Raw genomic sequence first — 15,435 nt, 5'->3', positions numbered from 1 at the left:
AACGCTGACGACTCATGGCACCTCCTATTTGGGCCTCATTATGAGGCTTGGAGGTGTCTATGAAACCAGGGGCGATTCAATACTCCAAAGACGGACTTTATACATTCGACATTGAAGTTTTCCGCTGGGAAAAGCGGGAAAATATGGTAGTTACCAAGCAGTACGATTTCCGTTTCCCTGCAGTAGAAACAGATGAACTATGGGATATTACAATAGAAAAAAAAGAAAATCAGGCCCAATACCTTGACCTGTCTTCAGTCACAGAGCTGGAGCCACTGCTTGCATCCAACGAAGTCCGACTAAATACGCTCTTCGGTAAAAACCTCGTCGCGCGAGCCACGCAAAGCGTGGACACTGCAATCAGCTGGGGCACTCAACAGTTAAAAGAGCCGACCATTGATCCCGCCAAGCCTGACCCGCGCGTGGATTTCCACGGCGCCAACGGCTTGTACTTTCGCGAGCTGTTCCTGCATTTGCCCGCACTCATTGCTTCGCGACTGACCGAACAGCAACAGTTTGAAGAGGCAGAAACCTGGTACCTGCGTTACTTGTTCGATCCCTATCGTGCGCTGCCGGACCATGACGGCCGTCCCGCTTACTGGAATACCCGGCCTCTGGCGGAAGTAGGCACGCTCACATCCGAACTCAATAGGCAGGTCGATCCTGTAGCGCGCGCATTCATCCTCTCTCGCTACTATCGACAGGCGGTGTTCCTGAATGTCGTTGAACACTGGCAAAAACAGGGTGACCACTACTACCGACAGCTCACCCTGAGCACCCTCAACCATGCGTGGTTGTGCTATCAGCAGGCGCTGAAGCTGATCGGGCCGCTGCCCGAACGCGCCGCAGTATCGCGCTGGAGTCCTGTGGAACTGGCCTCGGTGACGGAGAACAGCTTCCGCATCCCGATCAATAAGCGTGTAATCGAGGCCAGGAAAATCCTGGAAAGCCGTCTCTACAATCTACGACATGGCCTGACCCTTGACGGCAAAGCCTTGCCCAATCTGGGTTGGGGCGACGAGGGTGGCGACCCGTTCGCCAGCGCTAAAGGCGGGCTGAGTATCGTCCCCACCAGCTATAACAGCGACAGAGCGTCGATTCCGGCCTACCGTTTCCGCCAAGTGCTACCAACTGCTCGCGCCGCTGCTCAACAGTTGCTGGATATGGGGCGGCATTACATGAAATTGATGGAGGATGAGTTCAATACAACGCTGTCCGTCTTACTGAAGACCCAGGAAATCAGGATTTCCGACTTCACCCTGCAGTTGTGCAAAGAAAACATAAACTCCATAACCGCCAAAAAACGTGAACTTGAGTTGAGTCTTGAGGCTGCAGAATTCAGAAGGAATCATTGGGCCAATCTGCTGGAAGTCGGCCGGTCGCCTCGAGAGGAGGCCGCAACGGCACTGATCTGGACAGCGGGCGTACTGAAGTACGCAGCTATTCCGGCAGAAATCGTCGCCGGAGGTATCGACGGCGTGGTACCTACCATCCTGGGGTTGGCCGTGGGGGGTACCCGTCCCGCGGAAATCACTCGAATGGGATCGAAAGCCATGTCCATGTCCAGTACGGCCTTGAGCTTTTTTGCAAATCAGCTTCAAGCCGAGTCAGGCTATGAACGTCGAGCGACCGGATGGACATTCGATATGCGTCAGGCGGAATGGGACATCAAACTGGTCGGTCAGCAAATCCAAGAAACCAACGTCGAACTTAACGCTTCCATCATCAGCCTGCAGCAAGCCAAGCAGGAGCGTGCAAACCTGGAAGAAGCCTATGTCGCTATGACCACCGGCTTCACCATCATCCCGATCTACAACTGGCTGGTCGCCCGTCAGGAACTGCTCTACGGTGCAGCCTACGACGCGGTTTTGTCTTTATGCCTGAGCCTGGAGTCGGCATGGCGCTTCGAGATAGGTGACTACAAGCGTGAGGCATTCATCAAGACCAGCGCCTGGAGCGATTCATACAAAGGCATGCTCGCCGGTGAGTCGCTGCTTGTCGATCTACAGGAAATGGAGAACGCGTACCTGCTGGCCAACGAACGTCGACTGACGATCAAGAAGAGCTTCAGTCTCAAGAAGTTACTGGGCGAAAGTTGGGAGAGCAGCATTAAAGCTCTCCCTGAAAGCAACGCACTGGCGTTCGGGCTCAGGGCTAGCGACTTCGATAAGAACTATCCAGGCCACTATCTGCGTCAGTTAAAACACGTATCGGTATCGTTGGTACTGAACGCCAACAAATCACTGGACGAGGTGGCCGCCATCCTCACGCAGACAGCCAACACGACACTTATCGAGCCTAACGAGGATGGCATCGATTACCTGAAAAATGGAGGTGAAAAGATCCCGCCGAGTATCAAGCGTAATCTCCGGGCGCAGCAGCAGATAGCGTTGTCATCCCAGGTACAAGAGGACGGTCTGGGGTATTCGCCAGGCGAGTGGGTCTATGAGTTGATGTTCCATGACGGACGCTACTTGCCGTTCGAGGGCACCGGCGCCATTTCAGAGTGGCAACTGCACATCCCTGACGCCGATATTGCCAAGTCGCTAAAAGATGCCGTTGAGGATATCCGGATCAATCTGGTTTATACGGCATTGCCGGGGAATAGCACTTTGGTCAAAAAAACCTGACGCGCTTCGATTCAAGCCAATAGCAAGTCCTTAAGTCCCCTGCCGACGACAATCGGCAGGTTTTTTTGCGTTACGCCCGTCGCGCCACCAGCAAAAACGAGGCTGCGCCAGCCAACAACCCCGCACACACCCGATTGAACAAACGCTTGCCGCTAGGTCTGGCAAACAGCCGACGGGCGTGGATGCCCATGCAGCAGTACAGACCAATGGCAAAGCACTCAAGCGCTAGAAACATCGCACCCAGCTGTACGAACTGGAGGATGACGGCGTCGGAGTGGTCTACAAACTGTGGCAGAAACGCGGTGAACAGCAGGATTGCCTTGGGGTTGCCAATCGCCACCACAAATTCCTGACGCGCCAATCGCCCAACCCCGACTTGCACCGCGGTCTCGTCCACATGGCTGTCGGCCTGGACGCGCCACAGTTGCACGGCCAGGTAGAACAGATATGCCGCACCGACGATTTTGATCCCGTGAAACAGCCACTCCGAGGTATGCAGTACGGCAGTCAGGCCCACTGCCGCGAGCGCGATCATGATGGCGAAGGCCAGCAGCCGTCCGAGTCCACCGCTGCACGCGCGTACGAAGCCGTAGCGGGAGGCGTTGCTGATCGACAGAAGGTTGTTGGGGCCGGGAGCCATGTTCAGGGCGAAACAAGCGGGGATGAAAACGGCGAGGGTCGACAGCTCCATTGTGGATGTCCTTTTAGGCGCTGGGTGGAAACACCATTTTGCACTTGCGCTGAACCGGCTCAAGGGACAGCTGGACAACGAATTGGCACCCGACTGTACCGCACACGGACAAACCCGGTAACCAGAACAACATCAAGCCTCGCGGCTGCGCTTCTAGCCTTGCTGACCTCTCCTCCAGGCAAGGACGCTTCGATGCTGCTTTTCTCACGCTCTGCCACCTGTGTGTTGCTCGCCCTGTACCTCGACGCCGTCAGCGCGCAAAGCTGCCCTGACTGGCCTGTGCCGAAAGCCCGAAGCGAGATGCTTGCACTGCAAGAGCAGATCGACAGATGGAACGACGGTTACCACCGCCAGGGGATTTCTCTGGTAGCGGATGAGCTTTATGACAAGTCAGTGACGCGGCTTGCGCAATTACGCGGTTGCTTTTCGACCCACTCCTCTCACGACGACAACCCACTCAAGACCGCCGCCGGAACCCATGCCCATCCCGTACCACACACCGGCCTCACCAAACTGCGTGACGAATCCGCGGTGCAAGGCTGGCTCAAGGGTCGCAATGATCTGTGGGTTCAGCCGAAAGTGGATGGCGTGGCGGTCACGCTGGTTTATGAGAATGGCAAGTTGCTCAAGGCGATCAGCCGGGGCGACGGGACCAAAGGCCAGGACTGGACCACCCATGCCCGGCTGATCGAAGCCATCCCCGCTCAGGTGGCGTGGCAGCAGGCGTTGGTGTTGCAGGGCGAGCTGTACTGGAAGCTGAGCGACCACGTGCAGTCGCAAGCGGGCAGCCTCAATGCTCGCAGCAAGGTCGCGGGGCTGCTGGCGCGAAATGAAATCACCTCTATCCAAGGCGCTCAGATCGGTCTGTTCGTCTGGGATTGGCCGCAAGGGCCTGTGGGCATGCGCGAGCGTCTGGCGAGTTTGCGAGCGCTGGGGTTCGAAGACAGCCTGCGCTTCAGCGAGCCGTTCGCGGATTTTGCTCAAGCGAAGAAATGGCGTGAGCGCTGGTACCGAAATCCGCTGCCCTTCGCCACTGACGGCATTGTGTTGCGTCAGGGAGAGCGGCCTCCGGCAGATCGCTGGCAGGCGAAAGCGCCGTACTGGATTGCAGCGTGGAAATACCCATTCGCGCAGGCGCTGGCTGAGGTGCGCAAGGTGAGTTTCAACGTGGGTCGCAGCGGGAAAATCACCCCGGTGCTGGATATAGAACCGGTGCAGCTGGATGACCGCACGATCAGCCGCGTCAGCGTAGGATCGCTCAAGCGCTGGCAGGCGCTGGACGTTCGCCCCGGTGATCAGGTGGGCATTAGCCTGGCTGGGCTGACCATTGCGCGACTGGACGAAGTTGTGTCACGAAGTGTCGAGCGTATGCCGCTGAAGGTGCCCGATGCGGCAAAATACCACCCGCTCAGTTGCTGGCAGCCGGCCGAGGGCTGTGAAAGTCAGTTTCGTGAGCGCCTGAAATGGCTCAGCGGCAAGAAGGGCCTTGCGCTCAGCGGTGTGGGACCTGGAACCTGGGACAAGCTGATCAACGCCGGTGCGATTGACGGTTTACTGGACTGGATGCGCCTGGAAGCCGCGCAACTGCGCAATATTCCCGGCCTTGGTGAGCTGAGCGCGGCTAAACTGCTGAATACTTTTCAGGGGGCGCGCGAACAATCGTTCCAAACTTGGCTCAAAGCCATCGGTTTACCGCCCGCCGCCGATGCGAATCTGGGTAATTCATGGTCGGCTTTGTCGGCTCGCAGCATCGATCAGTGGCAAGCCGAGCCCGGCATCGGACCTGGCCGCGCCAGACATTTACATGCGTTTTTTCAGGACCCGCAGGTGCAAGCGCTCAGCAGACAATTGCGTGAGGAAGGCATTGAGGGGTTTTAGTCATTGTTACCCCGGACAGCGTTATCGCCGGTCCGGGGATTGTATGTTCAAGGAGTATTCATGAAGTTCTTGTCGCCCCTGGTGGTCTTCACCGCATGCGGGCTATTTGCCGCCCCGCTCTTCGCCGCCGAGCCTCTGTGTGAGGCCAAGCGTCAGGAGATTCAGACTCAGCTCGATCAGGCCAAAGCCGCAGGCAACAATAACCAGCAGGCTGGGCTGCAAAACGCTTTGAGCGCAAATACCGAGCACTGTACTGACAAGGGCCTTACCAAGGAGCAGGAAAACAAGGTGCTCGACGCCAAGAAGGAAGTCAGCCAGCGCCAGGCAGACCTGGACAAGGCCATGAAAAAGGGCGACCCGGACAAGGTCAACAAGCGCAAGGACAAGCTGGCCGAAGCGCGTAAGCAATTGCAGGACGAGCAGCAGAAACTGGAACAGCTACAGCCGGATGAAGACGACGAATAAAGCAGCCAGGAGCTTTAAGCCACAAGCGGCAAGCTCGGCGCGTCGATGAACTCACTCGCGGCTTGAAGCTTGACGCCGCTCTTTAGTGGTCCCGAAACTCCTTGTGACACGCATCGCACGCATCTTCGACGTTGTTCATCGGCGGGATCACGTTTGCGGGGGTGAGCTGAAGTTGCTGCGTGGCCACCACTAGCTCGTCGGTTCGGGCCTCCAGCGCCCGGGCCAGTTCCTGAAACCGGGCCTGTCGCTGCCAGACAGCGTCTCTGGCGCTGGTGTGCTCAGACTCTTTGACTGCCGGAAAATGCTTCCACGGCTCGTGGGACAACGCATCCAGCTTCACCGCGCCTTCGGCGAACTTCGGCCCGTCGAACGGCAGGCGCCCGCGCAGCATGCCGCCGGCCTCCTCGCTGGTCTTGAGCATCTGTTTGAAGATGGCCTTGCGCTGGCCCAGCGGCGAATCTGGGTCCACCCCGCCGCACGCGCTCAGCGTCAAACCGGCAATCAGCATCAGGCCGACGACTTTTAGAAACGAACTGCTCACGGCGATTTGTTCACGGCAATGCTCTTAAACTGCATGGCGGCCCTAGGCTGAAAACAATCGCCGCCAGTATCTTCTGTGGGCGGCATAAAAAACCACTGTGGCAGCCCGGTCAGACAGAGACGCCAAACAACGCAACGACCAGCGCCAGGCCAATGAACCAGACCAGCGAGCGCAGTGCCGCCAGATCGGCCAGATAAAAGATGATGTAAAGCAGGCGGCTGGTGACGAACAACACCGCCAGCACATCGATGGTCACCAACTGCGCGACGCCTGCCACATGGGCGATGATCACCCCGGCGGCAAAACCTGGAATCGCTTCGAAGCTGTTCTGCTGAGCGGCATGGGCACGACGCGGCAGCCCTTCGAGGTTGTCGAGGAAATCACGTGGGTTGTGGTTTTGCTGGGCGCCGTACTTGCCGCTGCCGAACTTGGCAATCGAGGTGCACACCAGCGGCAACAGAATCACGATCAACACGCACCAGAAGGCAACGGTCATTTGCATCATCCTTTTGAATTTTGAGCTTCATCAGAAGCACTCCAGGCATTACCCGCCCACAGCTAAGAGCTGCGGCCAGCGGAAAGGTTCTTTGAGAAGAACGGGCATGCGTGAGCACTTTGCTACCTCGGCAAAACCGGGCGGTTTTTCCAGGCGCCACAGAGAATAATGGATTTTTTGCAGCGCGCTACATCAACCCCACGTCTGGGCACCCTGTCTCTCACAGCTGCCACAACGCAAATGATTGGCTAAGATGCCTGCCACCACAGCCGCATGTCGATGCCCCAGGAGCCTGAATGTCCAGCGAAGAAGACACCACCGTCAGTGGTGCAGCGCCCATGATTCCCGATCAGCGCAGGGAGCTGATGCTGCGCCAGTTGCGTAAGCATCAAGTATTGAGCGTGCATCAGTTGATGGAGATGTTCGACTGCTCGCACATGACCATCCGCCGCGATATCGCCTTGCTTGAACAGAGCGGCCGCGCCTATTCGGTGACCGGTGGTGTGCGCATCGCCAGTCAGGTGCATAGCGAGCCCAGCCATCAGTCCAAGGCGGTGATCGAGCTACCGCACAAGCAGGCCATGGCAAAACTGGCAGCGGGATTGTTGCACCCGGAGATGACGGTTTACCTGGACGCCGGGACGAGCACGCTGGAGATCGTGCCGTACATTGTCGCCCTGTCCGGCATGACAGTGGTGACCAACGATTTCGGTGTGGTCAATGCGTTGGCCGATGCGACCCATGTGGATGTGATTCACACCGGCGGTTTGCTGGACCATCCGAACCAGTCTTGCGTAGGCGGTCTGGCGGCGGCGACATTGCGGCAACTGGCTACGGATGTGGCGTTCATGTCGACCAGCTCGTGGGATCTGCAGCGTGGCACCACTACGCCTTCGGCGCTGAAGGTCGAGGTCAAGCAAGCGGCGATGCAAGCGGCCTCGCGCAGTGTGTTGCTGACCACCAGCTCCAAATACGGCACATTCGGCATGTACAAAGTGGCCGCGCTCGAACAGTTCGACACGATCATCAGCGATGACGGCCTGGCGGGAGCTGCGCAAGACAGCATTCAGGCCCTCGGGGTAGACGTGATGTTGGCTTCGGTTGAGAAACAACGCTGAGGCTCGATACACACTGGTCCGCACAAGCTTGCTTGTGCCTGTTCGAGCGGGCGTGACACCTTCTTTCAGGGCTGCGCCTCAGTCGCGAATAAGACCGGGCATGGTATTGGATCGAAACAAACGCCCGATGCACTGCATCGGGCGCATTGCGCGTGAACTAGATAGACACATCCGAACTTACCCTCATCGGTTTATAGCCGACAGTCGCGCAATAAGAAGCTGCAACGCCTACGGACGAACCAATATTCAACGTACCGCCAGTAAACCCAGCAGAACTTCTGTCGGAGTTACTTCGTTTAAAATCACTCACAATTCGTGCTTAGTGCCCTTTGATATTTCTTTTTCATCGACCAAATAGTCTCTACCAAGCGACTCCCCCTTAGCGGATGGGGGGTTTCCCGCAGCTGCCTGTCGAGTGAAACTAAATTTATCATCAACCACACCCAAATCAGCAGTTGTTTTATCTCCATACGTGAAGCTACCGTCGTACCCCTCATTGAAACCCAGACGAAAATCCACCGTTTCATTCGGCGCCCTTTTTCCTTCGCCGTTTACCTTAAAGGTATTATCGGATTTCCCAGAGAGGGTGAAATCCAGATACGTATATTCTGCTGAAGAGCCGCCGTGCCCCAGTCGCACGACGTTGTCAAAACCCGCATTTTCTCTATCGAGCGGGCTGCTAGCGATGAGCGTGCCGGAAAATGAATATTCTGTCATTCCCTCAGGCTCCACAGAGCCTTCGAATGTAGCTTCTGAACTTACATTAGTTTTGAAATGTAACTTGATAGCAGGCATAGCGATAATCTCCATGTTAATGCTTTGCTCCACCCTGACTGAACTCAGCAATCAGTACACATTTAATATTGATCCGGAAACTGCAAAGGTCAAGGGAGAGGCACCCTGTAACAGAAGCCTCCGACCAACGGCCTCTCATAAAAATCTCGCCCTCGCTTAAGAGTTAAAACATCTCGCCCATCATCCAATCGCGCTTGACTAAAGATTTGAAAAGTCAGGTATTAGTAGACGCCCCCGCCACATAGTATCTATGAATGGTTTTTGAAATAAAGCCGTTGCACCTTATAACAGCTCTTATTCCAGCAAATTGGAAATTAGACAACCAAGCACTATTCCGAATAATACTAATCAATACGATCACAGCACCCTATCCGAACTTATTCCGAGTTCTGCTGAATATAACGGCGTGTCTCTGAGCAAGTTCGCCCCCTACAGATCAGCCTCACACCCGCAAGCAACGCTGCCGACGCACCTTCACGCCTGGGCTGAGCCGAAGCGCCGTTTATGATGAAAACGACCAATGTTAATATTTGTTAAATTGAAAAATCACTTCACATTATCCGCTCACAGGTTCACTATCTTTAACAGATCCGAACAAACACCGTTCGAGTGCCGAACCCGTTTCGGCACTCAACCCAAGGAGAGCTCGATGAGTAACCAGAATGTTGGGGTGATAGGACTGGGCGCCATGGGCCTGGGCATTGCGCGTTCGCTATTGCGCAGCGGCTTCAATGTTCATGCCTGTGACGTACGTGCTGCCGTGACCGAGCAATTCGCCAGCGAAGGCGGCGTTGCCTGTGATTGTCCTGCTGCTATGGCCCCTGCCTGCGATGTGATCGTGACCGTGGTGGTCAACGCCGAGCAGACCGAAACTGTGTTGTTTGGCGAAAACGGCGCCGTCGCAGCGCTCAAGCCGGGTAGCCTGGTGATCGGTTGTGCCACTGTCGCGCCCACATTCGCCATCGAGCTGGGTCAGCGCCTGACCGAAAAAGGTCTGCTGTACCTCGATGCGCCGATCTCCGGTGGTGCCGCCAAGGCGGCTGCCGGGCAAATGACCATGATGACCTCCGGCCCGGCTGATTCCTACGCCAAGGCCGACGCAATCCTCAACGGCATGGCGGGCAAGGTGTATCGTCTGGGGGACGTCCACGGCCTGGGTTCGAAGGTCAAAATCATCAACCAGTTGCTGGCCGGCGTGCACATCGCCGCGAGCGCAGAAGCCATGGCCCTGGGCCTGCGCGAAGGTGTCGACGCCGACGCGCTGTACGAGGTCATCACCAACAGCGCCGGTAATTCGTGGATGTTCGAAAACCGCGTGCCGCACATCCTGAAGGCCGATTACACCCCGCTGTCGGCGGTGGACATCTTCGTCAAGGATTTGGGCCTGGTGCTGGATACCGCCCGCGCCAGCAAATTCCCGCTGCCGCTTTCCTCGACTGCGCACCAAATGTTCATGCAGGCCTCGACTGCGGGCTTCGGTCGCGAAGACGATTGCGCCGTGATCAAGATCTTCCCAGGCATCACGCTGCCTGCCGCCAAAGCCGCCAACGACTGAGGAATCGCTCATGAGCACCACGACTCCGCGCCCTCTGTTGGGCTGCATTGCCGACGACTTCACCGGCGCCACGGACCTTGCCAACATGCTGGTCCGCGGCGGCATGCGTACCGTGCAGAGCATCGGCATCCCGGGCGCCGAAAGCCTGGCCGAGCTGGACGCCGATGCCATCGTCATCGCGCTGAAATCCCGCACCACCCCGGCCGCCGAAGCCGTCGAACAATCGGTTCAAGCGCTGCAATGGCTGCGTGATCGCGGCTGCGAGCAAATCTTCTTCAAATACTGTTCGACCTTCGATTCGACCGCCAAAGGCAACATCGGCCAGGTCAGCGAAGCCTTGCTCGAAGCGCTGGACAGCGACTTCACCCTCGCTTGCCCTGCGTTCCCGGAAAATGGCCGGACCATTTTCCGTGGCCATCTGTTCGTTCAGGATCAACTGCTCAACGAATGCGGCATGCAGAACCACCCGCTGACGCCGATGACCGACGCCAATCTGGTGCGCGTGTTGCAATCGCAGACCAGCAAGAAAGTCGGTCTGCTGCGTTACGACAGCATCGCCAAAGGCGCGGACGGGGTGCGTGCGCGCATTGCCGAGCTGCGTGCCGATGGCGTGAGCATGGCAATTGCCGACGCGCTGTCCGACGCCGACTTGTACACCCTCGGCGAAGCCTGCGCTGATCTGCCGCTGCTGACTGGCGGCTCAGGTCTGGCACTGGGCCTGCCGGGCAATTTCCGCAAGGCTGGCAAGCTGCGCGACATCGATGCCGCTCAGTTGGAGCAGGTTGACGGCGGCGAGGTGGTGCTGGCCGGTAGCGCATCGGTCGCCACCAACGGCCAAGTCGCTGCGTGGCTCGACGCCAAGCGTCCTGCTTTGCGCATTGATCCGCTGGCACTGGCGGATGGCAAACCGGTGGTCGAGCAGGCATTGGCCTTCGCTCGTGATGCAGGCCAGACCGTACTGATCTATGCCACCAGCAGCCCGGAAGAAGTCAAAGCCGTGCAGCAGAAACTTGGTGTCGAGCGCGCAGGCGCGATGGTGGAAGACGCCCTGGGCAAAATCGCTCGCGGCCTTCTGGATGCAGGTGTGAAACGCTTCGTGGTTGCTGGCGGCGAAACCTCTGGCGCGGTGGTTCAGGCGCTGGGCGTGAGCCTGCTGAAGATCGGCGCGCAGATCGATCCAGGCGTTCCGGCGACCATCAGCAGTGGCGACAAACCGCTGGCACTGGCGCTGAAATCCGGCAACTTCGGTGGCCGCGATTTCTTCGATAAAGCCCTGAAGCAGCTCGCCGGGGGTGCGAAATGAGTGCCGAAAACAAACTGCGCGACGAAATCTGCGACATCGGACGATTGCTGTTTGGTCGCGGCTATACCGTCGGCAGCGCTGGCAACATCAGCGCGCGGCTGGATGACGGTTGGTTGATCACGCCAACCGACGCTTGCCTGGGTCGTCTCGATCCAGCCGCCATCGCCAAGGTCAATCTGGCCGGTGAATGGGTCTCGGGCGACAAACCGTCCAAGACGCTGATGCTGCATCGCGAAGTCTATGACCGTAACCCAGGTGTAGGCGGCGTGGTGCACACCCACTCCACGCATCTGGTGGCATTGACGCTGGCGGGCGTCTGGCAACCGAATGACATCCTGCCGCCGATCACGCCGTATCAGGTGATGAAGGTCGGGCACATTCCCTTGATTGCCTACGAGCGTCCTGGCTCGCCGAAAGTGGCCGAACAGGTGGCGAAACTGGCGAACTCTGTGCGGGGCGTGATGCTGGAGCGTCTGGGACCGGTGATCTGGGAAAGCTCGGTCGCCAAGGCGGCCTACGCCCTGGAAGAGCTGGAAGAGACTGCGCGCCTGTGGCTGATGAGCAACCCCAAACCAGAGCCGCTGGACGCAGCGGCTCTGGAGGACCTGCACCAGACCTTTGGCGTGACCTGGTAATCCACCAAGCGTTTTGATCGGGGACGGTTTACATGGTCTCCGACACCCGGGTTTTGCCGGAACAATAACAACAGGAAGCACACACGACATGACTCCGTTGCTGTTGATGATCATCGCCGCAGCAGGCATCGCGCTGTTACTGCTGCTGGTACTCAAATATAAATTCCAGCCGTTCGTAGCCCTGATGCTGGTCAGCATCATCGTGGCGCTGGTCGCCGGAGTAAAGCCGGCCGATCTGGTTGCCACCATCGAAGGCGGCATGGGCAAGACCCTCGGTCACATCGCGATCATCATCGCGCTGGGCGCGATGATCGGGCGCATCATCGAGCTGTCTGGCGGTGCCGAGGCACTGGCCACGTCGCTGATCAACCGCTTCGGCAACAAACGCACGCCATTGGCGTTGACCGTCGCGGGGTTCATGGTCGGCATCCCGGTGTTCTTCGAAGTCGGCGTGATCATCCTGATGCCATTGGCATACGGGGTTGCGCGTGCTGCACGTAAACCGCTGTTGATTTTCGCACTGCCGATGTGTGCGGCATTGCTGTCGGTGCACGCATTCCTGCCGCCACATCCGGGCGCCGTCGCTGCCGCCGGTCAGTTGGGTGCGGACCTGGGTCGTGTGTTGATGTTCGGTATCCCGATCGTCGCCGTGCTGTGCCTGATCGGTTACCTGATCGCCGGGCGCATGACCCGCAAGACCTACCCGATGACCGATGACATTCGCGCTGAAGTGTACGGTCCGCACATCACCGATCGGGATTTGGTGGCGTGGGCGAACAACGCTTACTCGACCAGCAAGGAAGCCACGCACACCAGGGAGCTGGGTCTGGAAGAAAGCGCCAGCAGTCTGGCCGCACGTCTGCCTAAAGCCCCCGCGCCGGGCGCGGGCATCATCATCGCGCTGATCCTGTTGCCGATCGTTCTTATTCTGCTTGGTACGCTGGCGACCAGCATGCTGCCTGCCGATTCGGCTGTGCGCAGTGTGCTGACTGTCGTGGGCGCACCGCTGGTGGCGCTGCTGATCGATACCCTGCTGTGTGCCTGGATTCTCGGCTCGCGTCGTGGCTGGAGTCGCAGTCAGGTGTCCGACGTGATTGGCTCGGCGCTGCCGGGTGTGGCGATGGTGATCCTGATCGCGGGCGCTGGCGGTGTGTTTGGCAAGGTGCTGGTGGATACCGGTATCGGTGCTGTCGTCTCCGAAGCGCTGCGCAATACCGGCCTGCCAGTTCTGGCGCTGGGCTTTCTGTTGACCCTACTGTTGCGTGCCGTTCAAGGCTCGACCACAGTGGCGCTGGTGACTACCGCTGGCATCCTCGGGCCTCTGATCGCAACGCTGAACCTGAGCGCCAACCACATGGCTCTGCTATGCCTGGCGATGGGCGGTGGCGGACTGGCGATGTCGCACATCAACGACGCCGGCTACTGGATGTTCACTAAACTGGCCGGCCTGAACGTCGGTGACGGCCTGCGCACCTGGACGTTCCTGGTCACCATTCTGGGTACGTTGGGCTTCTTGATGACTTTGCTGCTCTGGCCTTTCGTTTGATCTTTTGAGGAGACAACCATATGCCTCGCTTCGCTGCCAATCTCAGCATGCTGTATCCGCAACATGACTTTCTTGCCCGTTTTGGCGCTGCGGCGACCGACGGCTTCAAAGGGGTGGAATACCTGTTTCCGTATGAGTTCGACGCCGCCGAGATCAAGCTGCGCCTGGACGATTTCGGCCTGACGCAAGCGCTTTTCAACGCCCCGCCCGGCGATTGGGGCAACGGCGAGCGCGGCATTGCGTCTTTGCCGGGGCGTGAAAGCGAGTTCCGCATTGGTTTTCAGAAGGCGCTGGAATACGCCGCAGTGCTGGGTAACGACCGGATTCACGTGATGGCGGGCCTGTTGCCAAGCGAAGACCTGCGTGAGAAACACCACGCGGTGTACCTGGAAAACCTCGCCCACGCCGCGCAAGAAGCCGCGAAGGCAGGCATTACCGTGCTGATCGAGCCGATCAATACCCGCGACATGCCGGGTTTCTTCCTTAATAGGCAGGATCAGGGTCAGGCGGTGTGCAAAGAGGTCGGTGCTGACAATCTGAAAGTGCAGTTCGATTTCTACCACTGCCAGATCGTCGAAGGTGATGTGATTACCAAACTGCGTCGCGACTTCGCAGGCATCGGCCACATCCAGATCGCGGGCGTACCCGATCGACACGAGCCGAACCTGGGCGAGGTGAATTATCCGTGGTTGTTCGAAGAAATCGACCGCCTGGGCTACACCGGCTGGGTCGGCTGCGAATACCGCCCGCGTGGTGATACCAGCGAAGGGTTACAGTGGTTGCGGGATTGGAAGGCGAGTAATCCTTCCTGAGTCACATCGCAAATCCCATGCAAATCCCTCTGTGGGAGCTCTGGAAGTTACGACAGCGGCGAATGCGGTGTGTCAGGCAACGAGTAATCTTCCTGAGTTGCAATCGCAAATCCCATGCAAATCCCTCTGTAGGAGCTTCTGGAGGTTACGACAGTGGCGAATGCGGTGTGTCAGGCAACCCGCTTTCGCCACTGTCGTAACCTCCAGAAGCTCCCACAGATTTTGTGGCGCCTCGGAAACTACTCGTTAATCACGTCTTCCTTGAACTGATCCTTCACATAGGCGATCTCGGTCTTGCCGTGCGGCGCGGGCAGGCCGTCTTCGCCGAGGTTCACGAACACCATCTTCTCAACCGTCAGAATGCTCTTGCGGGTGATTTTGTTGCGCACCTGGCAGGTCAGGGTGATCGACGTGCGACCGAATTCGGTGGCAGTGATGCCCAGTTCGATAATGTCGCCCTGACGCGATGCGCTGACGAAGTTGATCTCGGAAATGTACTTGGTCACCACCCGCTGATTGCCCAACTGAACGATGGCGTAAATCGCCGCTTCTTCGTCGATCCAGCGCAGCAGACTGCCACCGAACAGCGTGCCGTTAGGGTTCAGGTCTTCAGGTTTTACCCACTTGCGAGTGTGGAAATTCATGGTCCGCTCCAGTCGTCTGCCTTTAGATGCTGAGCATAGTGCCAGCCCAGGCCGTTTACCTCCATTGAGCATCGACTATGGTCGCAATTAGTCATCCGTCATTTATCTGAAACCACCTCTTGGGCTATTTCACGCGGGCCGTTATAATCGCCCCCGCTTCAAAAAACGGTCGTCACCGCTTGATACCGTTTTCCCGCCACCTGTCCGAGGGGCGCTGCAGCAGGTCAGACCTGTCAGGCTCGGAGAGGGCGTTGTTTGGTCAGGCTTTTCAGCCGATCAAGCTTTAAACGCACAACGGCGCCCATTCGCACAATACGAATGGAGAC

At 58.0% G+C, this 15,435-nt stretch carries 14 protein-coding genes and 1 riboswitch; of the genes, 9 read left to right on the top strand and 5 right to left on the bottom strand.

What is annotated here, in order from left to right; all coding sequences use genetic code 11:
• Nucleotides 1-59 precede the first annotated feature (59 nt).
• A complete protein-coding gene (locus CE491_RS17050; RefSeq protein WP_199885137.1) occupies nt 60-2,630 on the top strand; it encodes a Tc toxin subunit A-related protein in 2,571 nt (856 codons plus the stop codon).
• Between the two features lie 70 nt (nt 2,631-2,700).
• On the opposite strand, the gene CE491_RS17045 is transcribed toward CE491_RS17050, so the two are convergent.
• Nucleotides 2,701-3,321 (bottom strand): LysE family translocator, encoded by a 621-nt coding sequence (locus CE491_RS17045; RefSeq protein ID WP_110949497.1) that lies wholly within the window; start codon nt 3,319-3,321, stop codon nt 2,701-2,703.
• A gap of 192 nt (nt 3,322-3,513) precedes the next feature.
• On the opposite strand from CE491_RS17045, the gene ligB reads away from it, so the two are divergent.
• Together ligB and CE491_RS17035 are read left to right on the top strand one after the other, a co-directional pair.
• On the top strand, nt 3,514-5,199 hold the full coding sequence (ligB, locus tag CE491_RS17040; RefSeq protein WP_110949496.1) for an NAD-dependent DNA ligase LigB: 1,686 nt from the start codon (nt 3,514-3,516) through the stop codon (nt 5,197-5,199).
• A 60-nt stretch (nt 5,200-5,259) separates the two neighbouring features.
• Nucleotides 5,260-5,664 carry a DUF1090 domain-containing protein gene (locus tag CE491_RS17035; protein WP_110949495.1) on the top strand — a complete coding sequence of 135 codons (405 nt, stop codon included), beginning with the start codon at nt 5,260-5,262 and terminating at the stop codon, nt 5,662-5,664.
• Nucleotides 5,665-5,746: 82 nt separating this feature from the next.
• Here the strand turns inward: CE491_RS17035 and CE491_RS17030 are convergent, their stop codons facing one another.
• Together CE491_RS17030 and CE491_RS17025 are read right to left on the bottom strand one after the other, a co-directional pair.
• Entirely contained in the window at nt 5,747-6,172 is a 426-nt protein-coding gene (locus tag CE491_RS17030; protein WP_110949505.1) for a c-type cytochrome, read from the bottom strand.
• A 142-nt stretch (nt 6,173-6,314) separates the two neighbouring features.
• Nucleotides 6,315-6,701 (bottom strand): MAPEG family protein, encoded by a 387-nt coding sequence (locus CE491_RS17025; protein ID WP_110949494.1) that lies wholly within the window; start codon nt 6,699-6,701, stop codon nt 6,315-6,317.
• A 296-nt stretch (nt 6,702-6,997) separates the two neighbouring features.
• Between CE491_RS17025 and CE491_RS17020 the strand changes: the two genes are divergently transcribed.
• Nucleotides 6,998-7,819: a DeoR/GlpR family DNA-binding transcription regulator gene (locus CE491_RS17020; protein WP_110949493.1), complete on the top strand. Its 822-nt coding sequence runs from the start codon at nt 6,998-7,000 to the stop codon at nt 7,817-7,819.
• Nucleotides 7,820-8,125: 306 nt separating this feature from the next.
• Here the strand turns inward: CE491_RS17020 and CE491_RS17015 are convergent, their stop codons facing one another.
• Entirely contained in the window at nt 8,126-8,614 is a 489-nt protein-coding gene (locus CE491_RS17015) for a hypothetical protein (protein ID WP_110949492.1), read from the bottom strand.
• A gap of 520 nt (nt 8,615-9,134) precedes the next feature.
• On the opposite strand from CE491_RS17015, the gene ltnD reads away from it, so the two are divergent.
• The 5 genes from ltnD to otnI all read left to right on the top strand — a co-directional run bounded on the left by ltnD (nt 9,135) and on the right by otnI (nt 14,465).
• Nucleotides 9,135-10,169 carry an L-threonate dehydrogenase gene (ltnD, locus tag CE491_RS17010; protein ID WP_267894488.1) on the top strand — a complete coding sequence of 345 codons (1,035 nt, stop codon included), beginning with the start codon at nt 9,135-9,137 and terminating at the stop codon, nt 10,167-10,169.
• 10 nt (nt 10,170-10,179) lie between these two features.
• Complete coding sequence (gene otnK, locus CE491_RS17005) at nt 10,180-11,472, top strand: 3-oxo-tetronate kinase (RefSeq protein WP_110949490.1); 1,293 nt, start codon at nt 10,180-10,182, stop codon at nt 11,470-11,472.
• Nucleotides 11,469-12,107, top strand: coding sequence for a 3-oxo-tetronate 4-phosphate decarboxylase (gene otnC / locus CE491_RS17000; protein ID WP_110949489.1), 639 nt, complete (start codon nt 11,469-11,471; stop codon nt 12,105-12,107). Before otnK ends, otnC begins: the two co-directional genes overlap by 4 nt.
• An 88-nt stretch (nt 12,108-12,195) precedes the next feature.
• Complete coding sequence (locus CE491_RS16995) at nt 12,196-13,653, top strand: GntT/GntP/DsdX family permease (protein ID WP_110949488.1); 1,458 nt, start codon at nt 12,196-12,198, stop codon at nt 13,651-13,653.
• A gap of 20 nt (nt 13,654-13,673) precedes the next feature.
• Entirely contained in the window at nt 13,674-14,465 is a 792-nt protein-coding gene (gene otnI / locus CE491_RS16990; protein WP_110949487.1) for a 2-oxo-tetronate isomerase, read from the top strand.
• A gap of 239 nt (nt 14,466-14,704) precedes the next feature.
• Here the strand turns inward: otnI and CE491_RS16985 are convergent, their stop codons facing one another.
• Nucleotides 14,705-15,109, bottom strand: coding sequence for an acyl-CoA thioesterase (locus CE491_RS16985; RefSeq protein WP_110949486.1), 405 nt, complete (start codon nt 15,107-15,109; stop codon nt 14,705-14,707).
• A 200-nt stretch (nt 15,110-15,309) separates the two neighbouring features.
• Nucleotides 15,310-15,419, top strand: a riboswitch (S-adenosyl-L-homocysteine riboswitch).
• Nucleotides 15,420-15,435: the final 16 nt, after the last annotated feature.

Origin of the sequence: Pseudomonas bohemica (assembly GCF_002934685.1) — a bacterium.
In the GTDB taxonomy this organism is placed as follows: domain Bacteria; phylum Pseudomonadota; class Gammaproteobacteria; order Pseudomonadales; family Pseudomonadaceae; genus Aquipseudomonas; species Aquipseudomonas bohemica.
Note: the sequence above shows the minus strand (reverse complement) of the source record. Positions and strands in the feature narration are given on the sequence as shown.

Coding starts and splice junctions, on each gene's coding strand:
- ligB (WP_110949496.1), top strand. CDS start 3,514: ATGCTGCTTTTCTCACGCTCTGCCACCTGTGTGTTGCTCGCCCTGTAC.
- otnK (WP_110949490.1), top strand. CDS start 10,180: ATGAGCACCACGACTCCGCGCCCTCTGTTGGGCTGCATTGCCGACGAC.
- otnC (WP_110949489.1), top strand. CDS start 11,469: ATGAGTGCCGAAAACAAACTGCGCGACGAAATCTGCGACATCGGACGA.
- CE491_RS17025 (WP_110949494.1), bottom strand. CDS start 6,701: ATGACCGTTGCCTTCTGGTGCGTGTTGATCGTGATTCTGTTGCCGCTG.
- CE491_RS16985 (WP_110949486.1), bottom strand. CDS start 15,109: ATGAATTTCCACACTCGCAAGTGGGTAAAACCTGAAGACCTGAACCCT.
- CE491_RS17045 (WP_110949497.1), bottom strand. CDS start 3,321: ATGGAGCTGTCGACCCTCGCCGTTTTCATCCCCGCTTGTTTCGCCCTG.
- CE491_RS17030 (WP_110949505.1), bottom strand. CDS start 6,172: ATGCTGATTGCCGGTTTGACGCTGAGCGCGTGCGGCGGGGTGGACCCA.
- CE491_RS16995 (WP_110949488.1), top strand. CDS start 12,196: ATGACTCCGTTGCTGTTGATGATCATCGCCGCAGCAGGCATCGCGCTG.
- CE491_RS17020 (WP_110949493.1), top strand. CDS start 6,998: ATGTCCAGCGAAGAAGACACCACCGTCAGTGGTGCAGCGCCCATGATT.
- otnI (WP_110949487.1), top strand. CDS start 13,674: ATGCCTCGCTTCGCTGCCAATCTCAGCATGCTGTATCCGCAACATGAC.
- CE491_RS17015 (WP_110949492.1), bottom strand. CDS start 8,614: ATGCCTGCTATCAAGTTACATTTCAAAACTAATGTAAGTTCAGAAGCT.
- CE491_RS17035 (WP_110949495.1), top strand. CDS start 5,260: ATGAAGTTCTTGTCGCCCCTGGTGGTCTTCACCGCATGCGGGCTATTT.
- ltnD (WP_267894488.1), top strand. CDS start 9,135: ATGTTAATATTTGTTAAATTGAAAAATCACTTCACATTATCCGCTCAC.
- CE491_RS17050 (WP_199885137.1), top strand. CDS start 60: ATGAAACCAGGGGCGATTCAATACTCCAAAGACGGACTTTATACATTC.